The organism is Streptomyces sp. NBC_01669 (genome assembly GCF_026339735.1).
In the GTDB taxonomy this organism is placed as follows: domain Bacteria; phylum Actinomycetota; class Actinomycetes; order Streptomycetales; family Streptomycetaceae; genus Streptomyces; species Streptomyces yanii.
The window spans coordinates 3,737,389-3,757,065 of record NZ_JAPEQG010000001.1; the positions used below are offsets into that span (position 1 = coordinate 3,737,389).

Annotated in this window: 14 protein-coding genes; 4 read left to right on the top strand and 10 right to left on the bottom strand. The window is 71.4% G+C overall.

Annotation, left to right across the window (positions count from 1 at the left end; genetic code table 11):
- Positions 1 to 71 precede the first annotated feature (71 nt).
- A complete protein-coding gene (locus OG972_RS16450; protein WP_266990533.1) occupies positions 72 to 1,343 on the bottom strand; it encodes an amidohydrolase in 1,272 nt (423 codons plus the stop codon).
- Positions 1,344 to 1,605: 262 nt separating this feature from the next.
- Between OG972_RS16450 and OG972_RS16455 the strand changes: the two genes are divergently transcribed.
- On the top strand, positions 1,606 to 2,880 hold the full coding sequence (locus OG972_RS16455; RefSeq protein ID WP_266982297.1) for a M48 family metallopeptidase: 1,275 nt from the start codon (positions 1,606 to 1,608) through the stop codon (positions 2,878 to 2,880).
- Between the two features lie 53 nt (positions 2,881 to 2,933).
- On the opposite strand, the gene OG972_RS16460 is transcribed toward OG972_RS16455, so the two are convergent.
- The 3 genes from OG972_RS16460 to OG972_RS16470 all read right to left on the bottom strand — a co-directional run bounded on the left by OG972_RS16460 (position 2,934) and on the right by OG972_RS16470 (position 7,118).
- Positions 2,934 to 3,608, bottom strand: coding sequence for a hypothetical protein (locus tag OG972_RS16460; RefSeq protein ID WP_266982299.1), 675 nt, complete (start codon positions 3,606 to 3,608; stop codon positions 2,934 to 2,936).
- A gap of 436 nt (positions 3,609 to 4,044) precedes the next feature.
- A complete protein-coding gene (locus OG972_RS16465; RefSeq protein ID WP_266982301.1) occupies positions 4,045 to 6,474 on the bottom strand; it encodes an N-acetylmuramoyl-L-alanine amidase in 2,430 nt (809 codons plus the stop codon).
- Positions 6,471 to 7,118, bottom strand: a complete 648-nt coding sequence (locus tag OG972_RS16470) for a hypothetical protein (RefSeq protein ID WP_266982303.1) — start codon at positions 7,116 to 7,118, stop codon at positions 6,471 to 6,473. Before OG972_RS16470 ends, OG972_RS16465 begins: the two co-directional genes overlap by 4 nt.
- Positions 7,119 to 8,001: 883 nt before the next feature.
- Between OG972_RS16470 and OG972_RS16475 the strand changes: the two genes are divergently transcribed.
- On the top strand, positions 8,002 to 8,256 hold the full coding sequence (locus tag OG972_RS16475) for a hypothetical protein (protein WP_266982304.1): 255 nt from the start codon (positions 8,002 to 8,004) through the stop codon (positions 8,254 to 8,256).
- Positions 8,257 to 8,356: 100 nt separating this feature from the next.
- Here OG972_RS16475 and OG972_RS16480 read toward each other — a convergent pair whose 3' ends face one another.
- Genes OG972_RS16480 through OG972_RS16495 form a run of 4 tightly spaced genes read right to left on the bottom strand, consistent with a single transcriptional unit; the run spans position 8,357 to position 13,013 of the window.
- Positions 8,357 to 9,412: a hypothetical protein gene (locus tag OG972_RS16480; RefSeq protein ID WP_266982306.1), complete on the bottom strand. Its 1,056-nt coding sequence runs from the start codon at positions 9,410 to 9,412 to the stop codon at positions 8,357 to 8,359.
- Between the two features lie 11 nt (positions 9,413 to 9,423).
- Positions 9,424 to 10,359, bottom strand: coding sequence for an N-acetylneuraminate synthase family protein (locus OG972_RS16485; RefSeq protein ID WP_266982308.1), 936 nt, complete (start codon positions 10,357 to 10,359; stop codon positions 9,424 to 9,426).
- A gap of 12 nt (positions 10,360 to 10,371) precedes the next feature.
- Positions 10,372 to 11,634: an N-acylneuraminate cytidylyltransferase gene (locus OG972_RS16490; RefSeq protein WP_266982310.1), complete on the bottom strand. Its 1,263-nt coding sequence runs from the start codon at positions 11,632 to 11,634 to the stop codon at positions 10,372 to 10,374.
- 20 nt (positions 11,635 to 11,654) lie between these two features.
- Entirely contained in the window at positions 11,655 to 13,013 is a 1,359-nt protein-coding gene (locus OG972_RS16495; protein ID WP_266982311.1) for a DUF6716 putative glycosyltransferase, read from the bottom strand.
- A 209-nt stretch (positions 13,014 to 13,222) separates the two neighbouring features.
- On the opposite strand from OG972_RS16495, the gene OG972_RS16500 reads away from it, so the two are divergent.
- Both OG972_RS16500 and OG972_RS16505 read left to right on the top strand, forming a co-directional pair.
- Entirely contained in the window at positions 13,223 to 14,206 is a 984-nt protein-coding gene (locus tag OG972_RS16500; RefSeq protein WP_266982313.1) for a glycosyltransferase family 2 protein, read from the top strand.
- Positions 14,203 to 15,582, top strand: coding sequence for a polysialyltransferase family glycosyltransferase (locus OG972_RS16505; RefSeq protein WP_266982315.1), 1,380 nt, complete (start codon positions 14,203 to 14,205; stop codon positions 15,580 to 15,582). Before OG972_RS16500 ends, OG972_RS16505 begins: the two co-directional genes overlap by 4 nt.
- Positions 15,583 to 15,682: 100 nt before the next feature.
- On the opposite strand, the gene OG972_RS16510 is transcribed toward OG972_RS16505, so the two are convergent.
- Positions 15,683 to 18,040 carry a glycosyltransferase gene (locus tag OG972_RS16510; protein WP_266982317.1) on the bottom strand — a complete coding sequence of 786 codons (2,358 nt, stop codon included), beginning with the start codon at positions 18,038 to 18,040 and terminating at the stop codon, positions 15,683 to 15,685.
- Entirely contained in the window at positions 18,037 to 19,584 is a 1,548-nt protein-coding gene (locus OG972_RS16515) for a hypothetical protein (protein WP_266982319.1), read from the bottom strand. The genes OG972_RS16510 and OG972_RS16515 overlap by 4 nt, the downstream gene beginning before the upstream one ends.
- Between the last annotated feature and the right edge of the window lie 93 nt (positions 19,585 to 19,677).

Here is a 19,677-nt window from a genome sequence, read left to right on the forward strand (position 1 = left end):
CGTAGATGTCAGATAAAGCCCTGTACGGAAGCCGTTATCGGATCGTCGCGAACCGGGGGTGACCTGTCCGGTTACAAACGGTTGCCGTCGAGCAAAGCCGCGGCGGTGAAAAGCTCCACGCCAACGGTGATCGCCTCCTCGTCCGCGTCGAAATCGCCCCGGTGCAGATCAAGGCGCCGGGTGTCACCGGGCGTGCGCACCCCGAGCCGCGCCATGGCCCCCGGGACGTGCTCCAGATACCAGGAGAAGTCCTCCCCGCCGAGGCTCTGCTCGGTGTCCTCGATTGCATACGATCCGCGGCGCCCGGTCATCGCGGCGGCCAGCAGATCGGTCACGGCCGGATCGTTCACGACGGGCGGGACCCCGCGGATGTAGTCGATCACCGACTTGGCCCGGTGCATTCCGGCCACCTCGTCGATCGCGGCATGGACCAGGTCCGGCGCATCCCGCCAGGCCGCCAGATCCAGGCAGCGGACCGTTCCCGACAGCTCGGCATGCTGCGGGATCACATTGCACGCGTGCCCGGCCTCCAGCCGCCCCCAGGTCACGGCGAGCCCGGCCCGCGCGTCGACCCGCCGCGCCAGCAGCGCGGGCACCTCGGTGGCCACCTTGGCGGCGGCGGTGACCAGGTCGGTGGTCAGATGCGGCCGGGCGGTGTGCCCGCCGGGCCCGTCGAGCGTGACCTCCAGCCGGTCGCAGGCGGAGGTGATCGCCCCGACCCGCAGCCCGATCCTCCCCACGTCGACCTTCGGGTCGCAGTGCACCCCGATGATCCGCCCGACGCCTTCCAGCACCCCGTCCTCGATCGCATCGGGCGCGCCGCCGGGCAGCACCTCCTCGGCGGGCTGGAAGATCAGCCGTACGGGGTGCGGCAGCAGCCCCTGCCGGTCGAGCTCGGCGAGCACGAGCCCGGCGCCGAGGACGGTGGTCGTGTGAATGTCGTGCCCGCAGGCGTGCGCCCGGTCGGGAACGGTGGACCGGTACGGGACGCCGGCCTTGGTGTCCGGAATGGGCAGAGCGTCGATGTCCGCGCGCAGGGCGAGCATGGGCCGCGTGTCACTGCCCGCCCGTCGCCCACCACCACCCTTGTCCGAGCTTCGCGCCCCTCCCGATGTACCCACGTCGCACAGGAGTCCGGTTCCGGTGGCGAGCACCCGGGGCCGGAGCCCGGCCTTCTCCAGCCGGGCCTTGAGGGCAGCGGTGGTACGGAACTCCTGGTTGCCGAGCTCGGGGTGCATGTGCAGATCGCGCCGGAACGCGATCAGCTCGGCCCGCAGGGGTGCGGACAGCGTGCCGGGCAGGGCGGCGTCCTCGGGCAGGCCGGCATCGAAATCGCGGGACATCAACTGGTTCACCTGGTGAAGAGTAGGCCCCTTCACCCCTCAACTGGCCACAGATCAACAAAAGTTCAGCCGCATAGAGGAACAAAATACGGCGTCGGAGCGTGTGCCGTGAGAGGGAGGTGGGTAAACTCGCCCATTTTCCTCCGATGCCCCGCTGTCCCGGTCCAGGGTGCGCGCGGTCTACGCTGCGTCGCCGACGCGCTCGATCGACTGCGTCGTGGACGGCGTCGGTCCCGGTCGGGGCCGTGGACGGGGGGGCCCGATGGTGCTCGACACCCTGGAACAAAGCGTTCGCCCATGCCCGGAGTGCGGAGCGGAGATCCGGACGGACCGCAGGTTCGTGTCGTGGTGCGCCGCGTGCGACTGGAATGTGGATCCGGGAGAACCCGAGGAGCCCTTGGGGCGGCTGGAGAAGCTGCGGCGCGAGCTGGCCCGCCGGTACGGGGAGAAGCTGCTCGCCGAGGTGACGGCCGGTGAGGCGTTGCGGCCCCGGCGCGACCTTGCCGGTGTCCTGGCCTTCGTCATCGCCCTGGCCGTCCACGGCGTCACGGTCGCCCTGGCCGTCGCCGGACTCCTGCTGGTGCTGCTCGGCTGGGGCAGCGCGCTTCCCGCGGTGGGCGCACTCTTCCTGGTCCTCGCCGGGGTCCTGCGCCCGCGCTTCGGACGGCTCCCCGACGAGCCGGTCCTGCACAGGGCCGATGCGCCCGAGCTGTTCGCTCTGATCGACGAGGTCGCGGAGATCGCCGCCACGACCGGGGTGCACGCCGTCGTGGTCACGGACGACGTGAACGCGGCCGTGACCACCTACGGGGTGCGTCAGCGTCGGCTGCTGGTCCTCGGGCTCGGGCTTTGGGAGATCACGACCCCCCAGCAGCGGATCGCGCTGCTGGGGCACGAGCTCGGTCACTACGCCAACGGGGACATGCGCCACGGGCTGATCACCGGAAACGCGCTCCGTTCACTGACCACCTGGTGGTACCTGCTGGACCGGATCCCCCACCCCACCCTCGGCGAGGCGGCGCTCAACGCGCTCTACCTGCTGCCTCGATGGGCGGTCCAGGGTGTGCTGATGCTGCTCGACCACCTGACGCTGCGCAACACGCAGCGTGGCGAGTACCTGGCCGACTCCTTCGCGGCCCGGGCCGGGTCCACCGAGGCCGCCGTGGGCCTCATGGACCGGCTCCTCGTCGGCGGCTCCGCCCGGTCCGCATTGCTGCGCGAGGCCAATTCCACGCAGGTGGGACGGCCCGGGGACCCGGCGCGCAAGGAAGGCTGGCGCGGCCTGTGGGAGCGGCTGGCCGCCCACATGGACTCGATACCGGAGAGCGAGTACGAGCGTCAGCGGCGCCTCGGTACGCAGCGGGGCCACAGCGTCGACTCGACCCACCCGCCGACGCATCTGCGCCGCGCCCGCCTGCTCGCGGCGGCTCCCGCGTCCGCCGCGGTGGTCGCGGACGCCGGGAGGCAGGCCGGCCTCGACGCCGAGCTGGCCGGGGCCCGGGAGAGGCTGGCCCGCCGGATCCTCAACGGCAGGTAGACGGGCGGGCGGCAGCGGGCAGGCAGGAGGGCTGGTCCCGGTGCCCCCGTCGACTACTGCGCCGTCTCGGAGAAGGGCTGCTCCGCGCTGCGCGCCGCGCCCGGTCGTCCCTGAGGCCGGCCCAGCCGCTCGCCGACCTCGGGCAGCCCCCGGCGCATCGGCAGCAGCGCCGTCCCGAGGCACACCGCACCGACCGCCAGCAGATCCAGGCTCATGGCCGCCAGCACGATCCCGGCCAGCACCAGCACCGGGGCCCAGCCCTTGACGACGTCCCGTCGGAGGAACGCCAGCAGCGTGACGAGGGCCAGCAGCCCGAGCCAGAACAGCATCGGGACCACGGTGTAGACGAGCGGCATCACGCCGGACACGTCCTGCACCCTCCCGAACATGTCGTTCATGGCCGGCTTGTCCACGGTGAGAAACCCGACCGCCAGGTCGATCACCGCCTGGACCACCAGCGCCGCCGCCCCGAGCAGCCCGGCCCAGGTCGCCGCCTCGACCGCGACCCGCTTGCCGCCCCGCACCCCTGCCGTCCTCCGCAGCCCCAGCAACACCGGTACGAACGCGAGCAGTCCGGCCAGGGACAGCACATGCGCCACCGTCCACCACGCACCGGGCCCGTAGTCGCTCACCGCCCGACCGGCCAGCCGCACCATTCCGTACCCGGCCATCAGGGCCGGGCCCGCAATGAATGCCCCGCCGACCGTTTCGTTCTGACGCACCGTCATCGTCTGCATCCTCATGCTGCGATGCTCGCGCCCGACCGCCCCTGTCCACCATCAGGGCTTTCCCCCAACAAACCCTGGCCGTAGGCCACTTCTGAGTCAGGGTGGCGTCAGGTGGTTCGGCGCGCGGCTCGTCCGGACGCGGACTCCCCGGCGACCGGCAGCCGCGCACCAGGGCTCGCGGCCGAGGCGGCTTCCAGGGCGTGGAGTTCTCACGGCGGTACGCGAAGCAACGGGTCGCGCCATGGGTACGGACCGGGGCGGCAACCACCTCCGGGTACTGGGCCCGGTCGATCACGCCGGTCCTGACCGGGAGCGATCCGCACCAGGTCCGCGCCCCTGGTGCGGATCGCTCGCACATACCCCCGTCGCACGGGTGACTGCGCTGTTCAGCGCCTGGCCGACGACAGCATCACCGGTTGCCTCGGTGCGCTGTGACTCACCTGGTCAGTTCGCCCCCGATACCGACTCCGGCTCCGCTCGCGGCGCCGAGTGCGGTGGGCCCGTAGGCGGCGCCCGCGCCGGGGCCGACCGTTACGACGGTCCCGTCGCCCGCGTTCTCGCCCTCCACGCCGAACGCGAGGTCCGCCCGGCCGTCGCCGGTGTAGTCGGCGACGGTGACGGCAGACCCGAACCGGTCCCCGGCCTCGGCGGCGCCCGGCAGTCCGGCCGCCCCCTCCACGTACGCGACAGCACCGGTCGCACTCAGCCCGTCCGCACCGCCGCGCAGCACGAACGCCCTCCCGGCGCCCGAGTCGTCACCGGGCGCACCGGCGAGTACATCCGCGTACCCGTCGCCGTCGGTGTCCCCGACCGCCACGGAGGCACCGAGCTCCCCGCCCGTGCCGGCCGCTTCGAGGACGTCGCGGCCGACGACCCCGGCTCCCGTCGTCGCGAGCCCGTCCGCCGAACCGTGGTACGTGGCGATCTCGCCGCCGTCCGCTGCGTCGGGGCGGCCCACGGCCAGGTCGGCGAAGCCGTCGCCGTCGATGTCCCCGGCGGCCAGCGCACGGCCGCCCGCCCCGTCGAGCACGGCAGGTTCGCCGGTCCGCAGCCCGGTCGCCGAACCGCGCAGCACCACGAGGGGCGTCGCGCCGGCAGCCGTGCGGAAGGCGAGCGCCGCGTCCTCGAACCCGTCATGGTCGAAGTCCCCGGTCGCCACGGAGGCGTCCTGCACGGGGCCGTCCGCGAGGGCGGCCGGCGCGGAGAACGCGCGGTCGGACCCGTCGACGGTCCAGGCACGGCCCGCGCCCGGCGCGACGGCGAGGATGTCGTCGCCGCCGTCCCCGTCGAAGTCACCGGTGGCGAGCTCGGCGCCGAACCGGGCGCCGCTCGCGCGCACCGCGGTGGGCTCGTTGATCATTCCGGCCTGCCCCGTGAGCCCGTTGGGGCCGCCGCGCAGGATGCTCACGCCGCCCTCGTCGGTGGCACCGGAGGTGACCTCCTCGCCGGGTGAGGCGACCACGAGATCGGTGTACCCGTCGTGGTCGAGGTCCCCGTACGCCGTCGCGGAGCCGAAGCCGTCCCCGGCCTCGGACCCGCCGGGAACCCCCTCGGACTCCTGCGTGACGACAACCTTGTTCCTGCTGTACGGGTTGCCGGGCGCGCCCGGTACGACGCTGACCTGGCCGGCCCCGGCGAGGCTGTTCGCGGTCGCCTTCGGGAGGCCGGCGGAGAGGTCGGCGTGGCCGTCCCCGTTCACGTCGGTGTCCTTGGCGGGCGAGTTCTCCGACGCGGCGAGCGTGCGGATCGCGGGCAGGTCGCCGTACAGATTGTTGCCGGGGCACTCGGTCGGGTAGCCGTCGCGGTGGCCGGAGATCCGGTTCATCGTCACCAGCTGGCCCGCGGTGAACTTGCCGTTGGCGGCGCCGGCCGCCATCACGATCGTGCCGGCCGGGTTGACGCCGTACAACCCGAGCTTCCAGGCGGCGAGTTGGGCGATCGAGTCCCGCACGGCGGGCGTGGAGGTCGCGGTGTTGTAGTCGCCGAGCACGGCGACACCGCTCGTGTCGGTGTTGAAGCCGTAGGTGTGGGCGCCGTACACGGGCTTGTCGAGACCGCCCGCACGTCCCTCGAAGATCGTGCCGCACTTGTCGACGAGGAAGTTGTAGCCGATGTCGTTCCAGCCGTTGCTCTTCACGTGGTACGTGAGGATGCCGCGGATGATCGACGCGGACTCGGCGCAGGTGTAGTCGTTCGTCCCGGCCGTGTGGTGCACGAACACGGCCTTCGTGTCGGTCGTGTACGTGGGCGGGTCGGCGACCAGCGACTCGTCGGCGCCCCATCCGGCGCGCGACGTGACGGGGGGCTGGACGGCGGCCTGCTGCGCAGCCGTCTTCTCCATCCCGTCGGTCCCCGTACCGGAGCTGGTTCCGGCGTCCGGGTCGACGAGGTCGACCCGGAGCCCGGCCGGCAGCTTCGCCCCTCGGATCCTCGCCTGCACTCCGTCGGACGCGCCCACCCACAGGGGCTGGGTCGCGCCGCGCACGCCCTCCTTGGTGCGCTCGGACCCCGACTCCGGTACATGGAGGTCGAGTTCAAGGGAACGCCATGCGGACCACTTTCCGCTCCCCGCATCCCGGGTACGTATCTCCGCCGTGCCGTCGAGCGCGGCCTCGGGGTCGGACCAGGTGACACCGAGCATGCTGAACGGCTCGGTCGAGCGAGCAGCCAGGGCCCGCTGCTTCGGATCGGTGTCGGCCGGCACGGCGACCGTGTGGACGGCGCCCTTGTGCACGGTGGACTCCGCCGCGGCCTGCACGGACGGTTCGGCCGGTCCGTGCCGGCCCGACAGGGAGATCACGCTGAGCACGACGGCCGCCGCGAGTGCGCTACGGACGGCCTGGCGGCCGGAGTTGGTGGAAGTCACTGCTCCCCCTGGGCGTTCGCCGGGACCGCGGCGTCCTCGGTGGCCTCGGGCGCGGCCAGCTCGCCCTGGCAGGTGGCGCGGCCGAACTTGCCGTATGCGGTGGCGGTCTGCACGTGCTTGCCGTGGATGGCGAGCCGGCAACTGGCCCGGCCGCCCTTCTCGCCGAGTGTGATGGTCACGATGGGCGGCTTGCCCAGCGGCACGCGAACCGTCTTCTTCCATGGCAGGTCGACCTGGTTGACCTCGACGGCCGTACCGGAGTCGCTGCGCGCCTGGTAGGTCAGATCGGCGGTGCCTTCACCGTCCACCTCGTAGGTCACGGAGGCGGTGGGAACCTGGCGTTCGGGCTTTTCCTCGGTGTCGAGCACGCCGTAAAGGACCAGACCGGCACAGGCGGCGACAAGAGCGGCGCAGGCGGCGAGGCCGCGACGGTCGACGCCCCTGCTTTCCTTCTTCGCGGGCCCGTCGCCACTCTCGGCGTCTTCTGCTCCTCCGGCTCCTCGCGGTTCACCGCCGTCGGCAGCGGTACCGGTGGCCTCCTCGGCCTCCGCAGTCGATGCGGCCGCCGACGACTCCGCCGCCTGCTGCGGCTCGTCGGTCGACTCCGACTCGTCGGTCTTCTTCGGCTCTTCGGACGGTGGCATGGGCGGGTCCTGGCTTTCGTGAGGGGTGCATTCCTCGCGCGAAATCCGTCGCGCGCTCGGCGGAGAACCGGCCACTTATACCGCATGGCGAGGACTCTGCTCCAACAGGCGGAAAAATCGGGTGAATTGGAATGCCGGCAATTCAAGCGCCTGAATTATGCACTTCGTTGACACGGGTGGCCCTGGAGGAGTAAGCAGCGCACGGTCGGCGTTCCGGCACCCCGCCGATCATCAGTCGTCAATTCAAGGGCGGTTGTGCGGATATCCGTCCCGGGCGCGGGCTGCGTGTCCACGTGCCGAGGTCGGCCGCGCGCCCGGACGGGCCACCGGTGAGCCGGAACGAGAACGGCTACGATTCGACGAAGAAGATCAACGCCTGTCATCTGTTCGCGGCCACGCTCGGCAGCGACGGAAAGCGGCCGGAGAGTGTGTCGACCTGCTCCCGGGCGCCAATACGTTCACCAAGAAGGGCCGTTCGGACCGTATCGATTTCAACCTCCGGTATTACGAGCGGAGTGTGAAAATGTGGACGTCGAACAAGTACACCGTCCTGTGCAAGGTGACGCCCATCTACGTCGGCAGTCGCACCGTTCCCACGCGGTACGAGGTCTACGGCGAGGGCCGGCGTGGGTCCTCAACGACCTTGATGTCGGACAGGGCGGCTCGATGAACTTGGGGATTCAGTACAACGACGACGGTACGGAAGTCCCGACGGGAGCCACGCCCTGATGGCAGAAAGAAGAAGAGAGATGGATTCGGACCCGGAAGCGGTGGTGCGGCTCATGCCGCCGCACGAGGGCGCCGGACAGGTGGCCGATTGACCGCGGGCCGAGCAGGCCTGGGGCGTCGTGTTCCCCGCCGACTACAAGGAATTTCCGCGGAGGTGGGCGACCAGCTCGGCGCCGCTGTGGGCCTCGCCGACTTAACCGGCGACGGCACGGTCCTCACCCTCAACAACAGCGCCAGGGGCATCGTCACGACGTCCGGCCTGTACTACGGCCCGGTCACGCTTGGCCTGAGCGGCACGGGCTTCGGTATCGGGCAGTGCCGGCGCCGTAGCGCAGGCGCGGACGCGCCCGAGGCCACCGCTCCAGCGAGTGGCCGACGGCGTCGCCGGACCTGCTGGTTCCCTCACTGAGCCCGTCGGCAGTGGGGAACGCCGGTCATGGTTCGCGTGTGGATCGAGGCCGCTCAGGCAGTCCGCCCGGGCGGCCTCAGCCGTTCGCAGGGACAGGCTCTCAGGCCTCGGTCACCGCGGTGGCCCGCCACGGGGCGAGGCGCTGCACGTCGCGGGCCGTCTCCGTGACACCGCTCAGGAAACCCTGCGCGCGTGGCGACGCCGTGTCGCGCAGCCACTCCGGGGCGATGTCGCAGACCGCGACCTTGACCTCCGTGCCCGCCAGTGCCAGCGGCAGCGTGTGGACCACCGTGGAGGGGAAGCTCAGGACCGTGCGGCCGATCGGGCCGCGGCGGGCGATGAGTTCCAGGGGGAGGTCCGGGCGGACGATCTCCAGGCCGGTGGCGGCTTCCAGGGCATGGAGTTTGTCGGCGGACTCACGGCGGTGCGCGAAGTAGCGGGTCGCGCCATGGGTACGGGCCAGGGCGGCGACCGCCTCCAGGTACTGGGCCTGGTCGATCACGCCCGTCTCGGCCAGGGACGTGCCGACCAGGTCCGCGCCCTTGGTGAGGAGCGGCGGGCCGAAGCGGGCGCGGGTCCAGGCGAAGGTGTTGGGAGTGACCGTGACGCCGGCCGGAGCCTCGACCGGCATGGCGGTGAACACCTCGACCTCGCGGGTCGAGGACGGAGTGAAGCGACGGCGGGCGGTGGCCGTGACCGGGGCAAGGATCAGGTCGCGCGGGCCCGAACTGCCCCGCCGGTGCCAGCGCACCAGCCTTTCGCCACGGGCGAGTTGGGCGACGAACTCCATCGTGGCCGTGCCGTCGTCGACCACCGTGAGCCGACGGGTGCGGACCATGGACAGGAGGAGCTGCACGTAGCGGGAGAACGGGTCGCCGATCACGATCCGGTCCGCCCTGCGCAGCAGTCCCGTCAGGGCCCGGAGGGTTTTGAGCGGCGCGCCCGCCCCGCCGCGCGCCTCCTGCCAGCGGACGTTGACGCCCTCGTCGCGAGCCAGCTCCGCCATCCGGCGCAGCTGGCCGCGCGACATCGGGTCGACCGGGGGGAGGACGACGACCGTTATGTCCGCCAGGACATGGTCGTCGCCTCCCTCTGTGAAGGCCCACTCCAGGACGTTCAGGAGCTGGACCGGGCTCTCGACGAAGGCGAGGTTCACCGGTCGGCCCGTCAGACCGCGACCGGCTCGGCGGCCGGGGCCGCCTCGGCGTTCTCGGCGACGACGCCCGCGACGCGGCGGAGCTTCTTCATCGGGCCGAGCTCGGACTCGTACACCTTCTTGACGCCGTCACCGAGGGAGGCCTCGATGGTGCGGATGTCGCGGACCAGACGGGTCAGGCCCTGCGGCTCGACGGAGGCGGCCTGGTCGGAGCCCCACATGGCCCGGTCGAGAGTGATGTGGCGCTCGACGAACGCGGCGCCGAGGGCGACGGCGGCGAGGGTGGTCTGCAGGCCGGTCTCGTGGCCGCTGTAGCCGATCGGGACGTTCGGGTACTCCTGCTGGAGGGTGTTGATGACGCGGAGGTTCAGCTCCTCGGCCTTCGCGGGGTACGTCGACGTGGCGTGGCAGAGAAGGATGTTGTCCGAGCCGAGGACCTCGACCGCGTGGCGGATCTGGCGCGGGGTCGACATGCCGGTGGAGAGGATGATCGTGCGGCCCGTGGCGCGCAGCGAGCGGAGCAGCTCGTCGTCGGTGAGGGAGGCGGAGGCGACCTTGTGGGCGGGGACGTCGAACTTCTCCAGGAAGGCGACGGCCTCGGTGTCCCACGGGGAGGCGAACCAGTCGATGCCCCGCTCGGCGCAGTGGTCGGAGATGGCGCGGTACTCGGCCTCGCCGAACTCGACGCGGTGGCGGTAGTCGATGTACGTCATCCGGCCCCAGGGGGTGTCGCGCTCGATGTCCCACTGGTCGCGCGGGGTGCAGATCTCCGGGGTGCGCTTCTGGAACTTGACGGCGTCGCAGCCGGCTTCGGCGGCCACGTCGATCAGCGCGAGGGCGTTGTCGAGGTCGCCGTTGTGGTTGATGCCGATCTCGCCGGTGATGTAGACGGGGCGGCCGGGACCGGCGGTGCGGGTGCCGAGGGTGCGCAGACGGGAGGTGCTCATGGGGGTGTTTCCTTACTTGGTGGTGGAGTTGGTGGGGGTGGAAAGGTGGCCGGTGAGGGTGGGCCCGAGCAGCCACGCCGCGATTTCGCGGATGGCGCCGAAGCCGCCGGGGGTGGTCGTGACGGCGCGCGCCGCGGCGCGTACCGAGTCATGGGCGCTCGCTACGGCGACGGGCCAGCCGGCGAGGGCGAAGCAGGGCAGGTCATTGACGTCGTTGCCGACGTAGAGCACCCGCTCGGGCGCGATGCCGTGCTCGTCGCACCACTGCTTGAGGGCGAGGTCCTTGCGGTCGATGCCGTGCAGGACGGGGATCTTGAGCTTGTTGGCGCGGGCGGCGACGACCGGGTTCTGCTCGGTGGAGAGGATCAGGAGGTCCAGGCCCGCCCTGCGCAGGGCGGCGATGCCCAGACCGTCTCCGCGGTGGACGGCGACGATCTCGCGTCCGTCGGAGTCGATCAGGACCCGGTCGTCGGTCTGCGTGCCGTCGAAGTCGAGGACGACCGCGTCGATGTCCTCGCGGGTCGGCAGCGGTGACGGGTCCAGGAGCGGTGCGAGGGCGCGGGCGCGGGCCAGGTCGTGCGGGTCGTCGATCTCCAGGACCCGGGCGGGGTCGGTGGTGACCAGCGCGGTGTGGCCGAAGAAGCGGTGCTGGTGGGTACGGAAGCCCTCGACGTCCATCGCGTAGGCGGCGCCGGTCTCCAGCAGGTCCTGGGGCCGGTCCTGGCGGCGCGGGCGGACGGCCTTGTCGTGGTTGACGCCGTAGGTGTCGTCCTCGACCGCGCTGCCGTCGCGCCAGATGAAGCCGTGGAACGGGGCGACGGTGACGGCCGTGTCGGCGCCGTCGCGGGCGACGGCGGCGGCCACGCCGTCGATGTCCTCGCGGGTGACGAACGGGCTGGTGCACTGGACGAGCAGCACCACGTCGGCGGTGCGCTCGTGCATCGCCTCGTACGCGTCGAGTGCGTGCAGGACCGCGGCCTCGCTGGTCGCGGTGTCGCCCGCGATGGCCGGCGGGCGCTGGACGCAGTGCACGCGCTCGGTGGCGCCGAGCGCGTCGCCCGCCGCCCGGGCCGCGTCCGCGATCGCCGCGTCGTCCGTGGTGACGACGACGTCCGTGACCTCACGGGCGGACAGGCAGGCGCGGACCGCACGGGCGACCAGCGGTATGCCGCCGACCTGGGCGAGGTTCTTGGCCGGGACGCCCTTGGATCCGCCGCGGGCGGGGATCACCGCGAGCACGGTCGGGTTCGGCTTCGGTGTCGAGGTCGGCGTCATGTCTGCTCCTGGATTCGTTGTCACAGCTCGCCCATCCGTCGGATCACGGGGGCGACCCGCTGGACGCCCTGCCGGTACGCACCGCGCGCCGCTTCCCGTACCGCGTCGCGGACCGCGCCCCGCACCCCGCCCGTCTCGCGCGGCGCGGCGGCACCGGGCAGCGGGTGGCCGTCGGGGGCCAGGTGGTGGCGGGCGAGGATGCCGGGCAGGTAGCCGGAGGCGGTGGCGGGTGTGTAGTACGGGGCGAGGTCGGGCAGGCGGGACGCGGCCAGCAGCACGTCGACGCGGGCCCGTGCGGTTTCGTAAGCCGTGTCGTAGGTGCCGTCGGCGGCGACGCCCTGGCCGGCCAGCCACGTCTCGTCGGGCTCCGGGTGGGAGCCGCCGTCGAGCCGGTCCCACGAGGTGAGCAGGCCCGAGCCGATGAAGTGGTGGTTGCCGAGGGCCTCGCGCACGCCGAGGTCGCTGAGGATCGCGGTGGGAATGCGCCGGTGCAGGGACTCCAGCGCGGCGGTCGAGGAGACCGTGACCAGCAGGTCGGTGCGGTCGAGGACCTCGCCCATGTGCCCGTACACGAGGCGGAAGTTGGGCGGCAGTCCGCCGGGCAGCTTCTCCGCGAGCCGCTGGTAAGGGAGTTCTTCGATGTGTGTGGTGTGCTCGCCGGGCTTGGAGCGCAGCTTCAGCAGCACCTCGCGGTTCGGGTGCAGCCTGGCGTGCTCGACGAGCCTGCGCAGCAGGTACGTACGGTCGGCGCGGGACGCCGGTACGGAGGGCTGGGCGGCGAACACCACGGTGTCGCGGCCCTCCTGCGGCCGATGCGGGGCGCCACCGAGGAACGGCAGTGCGGCCTCCGTGACGGCCGAGGCATCGGCGCCCACTCCCTCGTACACGGCGCGGAAACGCTCCGCGTCGTGGCGGGAGTTGGCGAGGACGACGTCCGCCCCGTGCCGCAGCAGCAGACCGTCGGCGAGCTTCTCGTAGACGACACCGACATAGCCGGTGACGACGACGGGCCTGGCGGGCAGCCGCAGGGCGGCGAGGCCGTGCAGCATCGCCTGGACCGCGCCGCCGACGAGGGCGAGGACCACGACGTCGTACCCCTCGTCCCGCACGGTGTGCAGGAACTCGACGGCCGTCACTTCGCGCACCCGCCCGGTATCGACCCCTACGTCACCGACTTCGGCGAGCTGGCGTGCGGTCGGCGTGGCCCGGCCGCGCAGGAGCAGTCCGCTGATCTCGACCGGCCGTTCCGCTGCGCGGGGCGCGTCCGGGGACCCGGTGGTCAGGCGGCGCGCGGTGAGCGCGCCCCATTTCCACCGGGTGTCCGAGTCGGCGAGTACGGCTACCCGGAGCGCCGTGGTCTTGCTGGTACGTGGGGGCACGTCCTAGAAGTTAGGAAGGCATTTCGATTCGTGGCCCAACGTGACGGCAACAGATGGTTAACAGCCCGCCGACGCTTGGCGAATCAGCTCCACAAAAGGCCCTCAATCGCTATGAATTCAGTTCGGTTCATCGTTCCGACATTCGTCGTTCACCTGCCGTCCCTCCTGGGGCCAGGGCAAATGACGAGCGCCCGCCTAGCGTGAGACGGGTGGTTAAGCTCTCCGTCATCGTGCCGTTCTACAACGTGCAGACATACGCCCCCGACACCCTGAGAAGCCTGCGGGCCAACGCCCGCGAGGACTTCGAATTCATCCTCGTCGACGACTGTTCGACCGACGGGACCGCGGACATACTGCGCCGCGCGGAGGACGAGATTCCGGGGGTGGTCGTCAGCAGACACAAGCAGAACGGCGGGCTGGCCACCGCCCGGAACACCGGCCTGGACGCGGCCCGCGGCGAGTACCTCGCCTTCCTGGACGGCGACGACTGGGTGGCCCCCGGGTACTTCGCCGGACTGCTGGCCCGGGCCGAGGCGCTGGGCTGCGACTTCGTCCGTACCGACCATGTGCAGGTCGACGGCAGGACCCGTACGGTGCACCGCGTACCGCACGGCCGGCGCGACGAGGTCATGGACCCGCGGGACGCGATCCTGCCCGCCGCGCGGACCACCTCCGTCGACTACCCGTACGCCTGGGCGGGCCTCTACCACCGCCGGCTCCTGGACCGCGGACTGCTGCACTTCACGGACGGTCTGCGCACCGCCGAGGACCGGCCGTGGATCTGGCGGCTGCACCGCGAGGCGGATTCCTTCGCGGTACTCGGATTTCTCGGCATTTTCTACCGGCGCGGCGTCGCCTCGTCACTGACCCAGATCGGTGACGTACGCCAGCTCGATTTCATTCGTTCATTTGATCAAGTGGTACGAGAAACGGCGGAGGACCGCGATGCGCGGGCCCTTCTGCCGAAAGCGGTCCGCACCTATTGCGCAATCATTTCTCACCACATGAGCTCGATGGAGAGATTCGAACCCGCCGTGGCCCGGGCCCTGAAATCGATGAGCGCGGCCGCACTCAAGCGGATGCCGCAGGACGTGCTGGACGAGGCCCTGGACTCGATGGACGTACAGCGCGCGACCCTGCTGCGCCGACTGCGTCGCCGCCCGGTCGCCGCGAAGGAGGTGGCGGCCGCATGAGCAGCAGCCGGACCCGTACGACGCAGATCTTCCTCGCCTCCACCCTCTACGGCGCCGCCACCCTCGCGGCCGCGCTGGACGCGGGCGCCTTCGCGGACGCCGACCGCCGCATCCTGCTCGTCTCGAACAATGCGGCGATTCCGGAGACGACACCCGCCGTCGACGCGATGCCCGGGTTCGACGCGCTGCGCGGCCGGTTCGACGACGTGGTGTCGTGGAACGAGACCATCGCCCCGTTCCACCCGAGCGGCTGGGCCCCGCGCCCGGACGACGTACCGCTGTGGGAGCGTCATCTGCGCCTCGCATGGGGACTCGGGGACGACGCCGTCGAGCTCGCGATCGAGTCGATCCAGGTCAACCCGGCGATGGCGATCGCCCAGATGTTCACCGGCGCACCGATCGATGTGTACGCGGACGGGCTGATGAGCTACGGCCCGACCAGGAACAAGATCGACCCGCTGACCGGCACCCGGGTGCGGCGGCTGCTCCACCTCGACCTCGTGCCGGGACTGAAGCCGCTGCTGCTCACGGAGTTCGGGGTCGCGCCGGAGGTCGTGCCGACCGAGGCGTTCCTCACGGTGCTCGGTGAACTGGCCGACGCCCACGATGTGGTGGGGAGCGTGCCGTCCGTGGAGGCGCCCGCTCTGCTGCTCGGCCAGTACCTCTCGGCGCTGGGGCTGATCAGCGCGGCGGAGGAGGAGAAACTGCATCTGCGCATGATGCGCGGGGCGGTCGAACTCGGCCACACGCGGCTGGTGTTCAAGCCGCACCCGACGGCGCCGGCACAGTGGTCGCGGGCGATGGAGGCGGAGGCGGAGAAGCTCGGCGCGGAGCTGACCGTGCTGGACTCGGGGGTGCTGACCGCGCCGGTGCTGGCCGAGGTGCTGTACCAGCGGATGCGGCCGGCGCTGGTCGTCGGCTGCTTCTCGACCGCGCTGCTCACGGCGTCCGCGTTCTACGGTGTGCCGGTCGCCCGGGTCGGTACGGAGATGCTGCTGGACCGGCTTTCGCCGTTCGAGAACAGCAACCGGGTTCCGGTGACGCTGGTGGACGCCCTGGTGCCGGACCTCGGCGACCGGCAGGCGGTCACAGAGGCGGAGGCGGAGGCGGTGGCACCGGCCGAGCTGAACGAGCTGGTCACCGCGGTCGGCTTCACGATGCAGCCGAAGATCTATCCGGAGCTGCGGCCGGCCGCTGAGCGGTATCTCTCCACCCATCTCACGGCGACGACCTGGCGCTACTTCAAGCGCAAGCGGCTCACCTCGCTGGGGCTGCCGGGTGGAGTGCCCGCCCAATTCGCGTTCCTGCCGCGGAACGCAGCGGTGCGCAAGGTGGCGCGGCGGGCGAAGTCGTTGCGGCGGGTTGTGCTCCGATAAGCCGGGGCGGCCGGGTACTGCGTTTCGGGCCGCCCGGCAATCGAGGACCAAGAAGGGGGCGGGGCGCCTGGTCGGCGCCCCGCCCCCCTTCGTCGTGCCGTCAGATACGCACGCCGCCCTGGATCACCCGGAGGTCCGCGGCGTTCGCCTCGGTGACCTTCCAGAGTTCCTGCTGCCTGCCGTGCACATCGGCGACCGTCGCCGCGTGGTCGTCCAGCAGCCCCGCCGCCCGCTCCACGAGCCGCGCCCCGAGGTGCCGGTCGTGGACGGAGATACCCCACTCCGGGCGGTCGATGTCGGACAGGAAGTACGCCATCTTCGGGTGCGAGATCAGGCTGATGATCGGCGTACCGCAGCCGAACGGGATCATCCCCGCGTGCCCGCGCATCCCGATGACCAGCTTGGTCCGGGCGTACGTGGACCGGATCTCGTCGCATCCGAAGTCGTACATCGGGATCACCGGCAGCGAGATGCCGTGCTCGCGCCGCAGGTCGAACGCGATCCGCTCGTCGTCCAGCGAGTGCGCCACGCACTTCACCTCGGAGCGCTTGCCGAGTTCCTTCACCGCGGTGGCCATCTCGGCGAGGAAGTGCCTGTAGTCGTGGCCGAAGCGGAGCCCGGACCGGTCGTACGCGGCGTTGATCAGCACGGTGTTCTCGCGCTGTGCGGGGTCGGTCCAGCCGCGGACCAGCTGCCGGGTGACCGTGGTCGGGCAGGGCTGGAAGCGGACCTTGTCGTGCAGCGACGGCGGCAGGAGCTCGCGGACCTTCTCGATGGAGCCGTGGTTGCGCAGCCCGAAGAACGAGGCGCGCTCCACCAGCTTCCGCAGGGAGGAGAGGAACCGGTCCCGGCCGTGGCCGTACGCCTGGCCGTCGAAGGCGTTGAACCCGACGGCGTACACCATGACGGGTACGTCGATCCGCTCCAGCAGCTCGTCGGGGACGTTCCACTGCCAGCCGCTGTTACCGTTCGGCGCGGTGTCCGGGATGAACAGGCCGCCGCCGCCGATGACCAGTCCGCGCCGGGCGTTGACCCGCTCCAGCGCGGCCTCGTCGAAGAGCCGGTGGGCGTGGACCGAGTGCCAGCGGGCCGGGCCGGTGTCCTGTCCGAACGCCAGCCGGACGCTCTCCGGGAGGAGCTTGTCCCCGGCGTTGCCCTGCCGATCCATGTAGAAGGCGACATGCGCGAGCTGCTCGGCGGCCGGTCCCTCCACGGGGGTGGACACGTCCTTGGTGCGCTTGTACATCAGCCGGTTCGCCCGGTGGGTCGGGTCGACGCCGAGCCCTTCGATCGCGTACGCCGCCGCCGTGGCGTCGTCGCCGTGGATCCAGGCGATCTGGGCGAGCCGCGCGAAGGAGGTCGCGGCCCGGTTGGGGGCGGCGGTCGCGAGGAGGAGCTGGGCGCGGGCCTCCTCGTAACGTGAGACGCTCATCAGCGCGTGGCCGAGCACCTCGTGCGGCCAGGCGTCGTCGACGGGTATCCGGACGGCGCCGAGGAGGTCGGCCGCCTCCTGGTACTCACCGGCGGAGATGTGCGCGGCGGCGACCCGGCGCGCGCTCTCCGGGTCGGCGGTGCGGCGGACGTGCGGGGTCCCGTAGTGCACCAGCAGGTCGTGGTGCTTGGTGCCGGGCAGCGCGAGGTACGCGGCGTGGAACTCGGCGTCGGGCAGCTCGAACTCACGCCAGCGGTCCTCGGCCTGGCCGTAGCCGGCCTCGCCGCCCTGCCAGGGCTTGTGCCGCCCGGTGAAGTGCAGGATCGCGGTGGTGTCGGGCACCGGGAGGTCGCCGGAGAGCCGCCGTTTGACGAAGTTGTAGCGGGCGTCGAGCTGCACGAAGTCGCCGTCGAGGACAGCGTTCAGGATGCCCTGGTCGTGCTTGTCGAGCTCGTACGTGCCCGCGCGGCCGACCTCGTCGATCTTCGCGCAGAACTCATCGCTCAGGTACTCGCGCTGGATGACCAGCAGCCCGCTGTTGAGCTTGTGCTGCCCGTAGAAGAACTGCGGAACGGCGGCCAGGCCGTCGCGCAGCTCCAGCAGTTCGCCGAGATCGCCGAGCACCACCATGTCGGTGTCCAGAGTGATCACGGTGTCGTAGTCGCGCACCCGGAACACGTCGAGGATGAAGTACGCCTTGCGGACCAGGTAGTTGTCCTGGTCGCCCTTGGCGTACGAGTCGTAGTGCTCGGCGTCCACCCGGCGGAAGTCGATGCGCGGGTGCAGCGCCCGGATCTGAGCGACGGAGGCGGGGCGCAGTCCGTCGTGCAGGACGAGGAAGTCCTCGCAGACGCCGGGGTTGGACAGGGCGAGACTGCGCAGCAGGGCCAGGAAGCCGGGCAGATAGTTCTCGTCCACGAAGCTCGCGAAAGCGACGCGGCGCTTGCCGGTGAGCGCGTTCGCGGGGGCGGGGGTCCGGGGCGCGGGCACGGGTGCCTGTGCGGTGGTCGCGGTGGGCGTCGTCATCGCAGTCTGATCCTCATATCGGTGACGCTCTGGGCGCGTTCCATGACCCACGCCTTTTCGCTGGTGTACTCATGCACGGAGGTGATGGGCATCTTCATCGCGGCGGGCAGGCGGTAGGCGCCGCTCTCGTAGAAGTCGAAGCCGATCAGGTCGAGCTGCGAGCTGACGTCCAGGTAGTCCAGCAGCCACAGCATGTTGAAGCCGCTGGTGGGGATCGCCGGCCAGACGTCGGTGCCGACCTTGCCGATGTCGCGCAGCGGCCAGCGCAGCGATTCGTCGCCGAGGTACTGCTGGGCGCCGGGTACGAGCCGGTTGCGCAGCGAGTACTTCCAGTCGCCGGAGAGCCCCCCGAAAACCAGCCGGGTGTGGACCTTCCGGTCCCAGTTGAAGCCGTGCTTGTGGATGGTGGCGTGGATGTCGGTGCGCTTGCCGGTCGCCGACGGGTCGATCCTGTACGAGTTGAAGCGGACGACCAGGTCGTACCCGTCGATCTCGGCTCCCATCGAACTGCTGCCGACGCGCTGCGAGTTGGCGATCAGACAGATCGACTTGCCCGCTATCCGGTTACGGAACTCGCCGAGCGTGGTCCATTCGACGTCGCCGAAGGTGGGGTCGCCGATCGGGCCGCGCATCCGGGTCCGGCGCTGCTCGGCGTAGAGCGCGATCAGGTCGGTGAGGAGCGCGAGATCGGTGGGGCCGGTGGGACTGCCGGCGCCGCTGCCCGCCAGCCCGCCGGCCTCCATCGCGAGGCCCAGGTACTGGGACGCGGCCTCCTGGATCTCCGGCACCGGGGCTCCGGCCCGGTCCTGGGTGAGCAGCGCGCCGATCAGCCGGGGCCGGGCCGCACGCCAGTCGCCGCGCGCCTGCAGCTCCAGGCCTTCGGCCCAGGACTCGGTGACGGACCGGCCGGTGAACTCGCCCGCTTCCGGACAGTCGCGCTCCAGCTTCCGCAGGAGCTCGTCCTGGCGCTCGGCGCCGGCCCGCAGGCCGGCGATCTTCGCCGCCACACCGAAGCCGTCCTCGTCGGTGAGCCCGAGGTAGCGCTCGTACGCCTCGACCGCGGCGTCCTCCGCCCCCATCGCCTCCAGCGTCCGGGCCCGCAGCCGCCAGCCGGCGCGGGAGCGCCTGCGCTGGGTGAGCACGGTGTCCGTGATGAGGATCGCGAGCTTCAGCTCGTCCTCGTAACCACAGTCCAGCGCCTTGTTGCCGACCGCGAGCAGCGGGTCGAGCAGTGCGTCGCCGAGCACGAGCGAGGATCCTGTACCGCTCCTGCCCGGGCGCCGCAGCAGCGGGAGCGGGGAGGCCGCGACGGCCGTCTGCTCCATGGTGGCGTGGGTGGCCAGCAGGTTCCGCAGCGCCTCCGCAAGCGCCGTACGCCGCCGGTCGAGCCCGGCGACCAGCTTCCCGCTGTGCGCGGCACAGGCACGCAGGCAGGTCTCCAGTTCCGTCGGGAGGACGATGGCGAGGTGGGACGTCCCGCCTTCGGGCGGGGCCGAGTCCTCCGCGTCACGTTGCCGTGGCCAGCGGGTGCGGGCTTTCGTCATGGCGCTCCAAGCGTCTGGTGCCCGTGGGGGGAAGGGGGCGTGAGAAGGGGTACGGATGTTCGGCGACCGTGTGAGGTTCCGTAGCACGCTAAG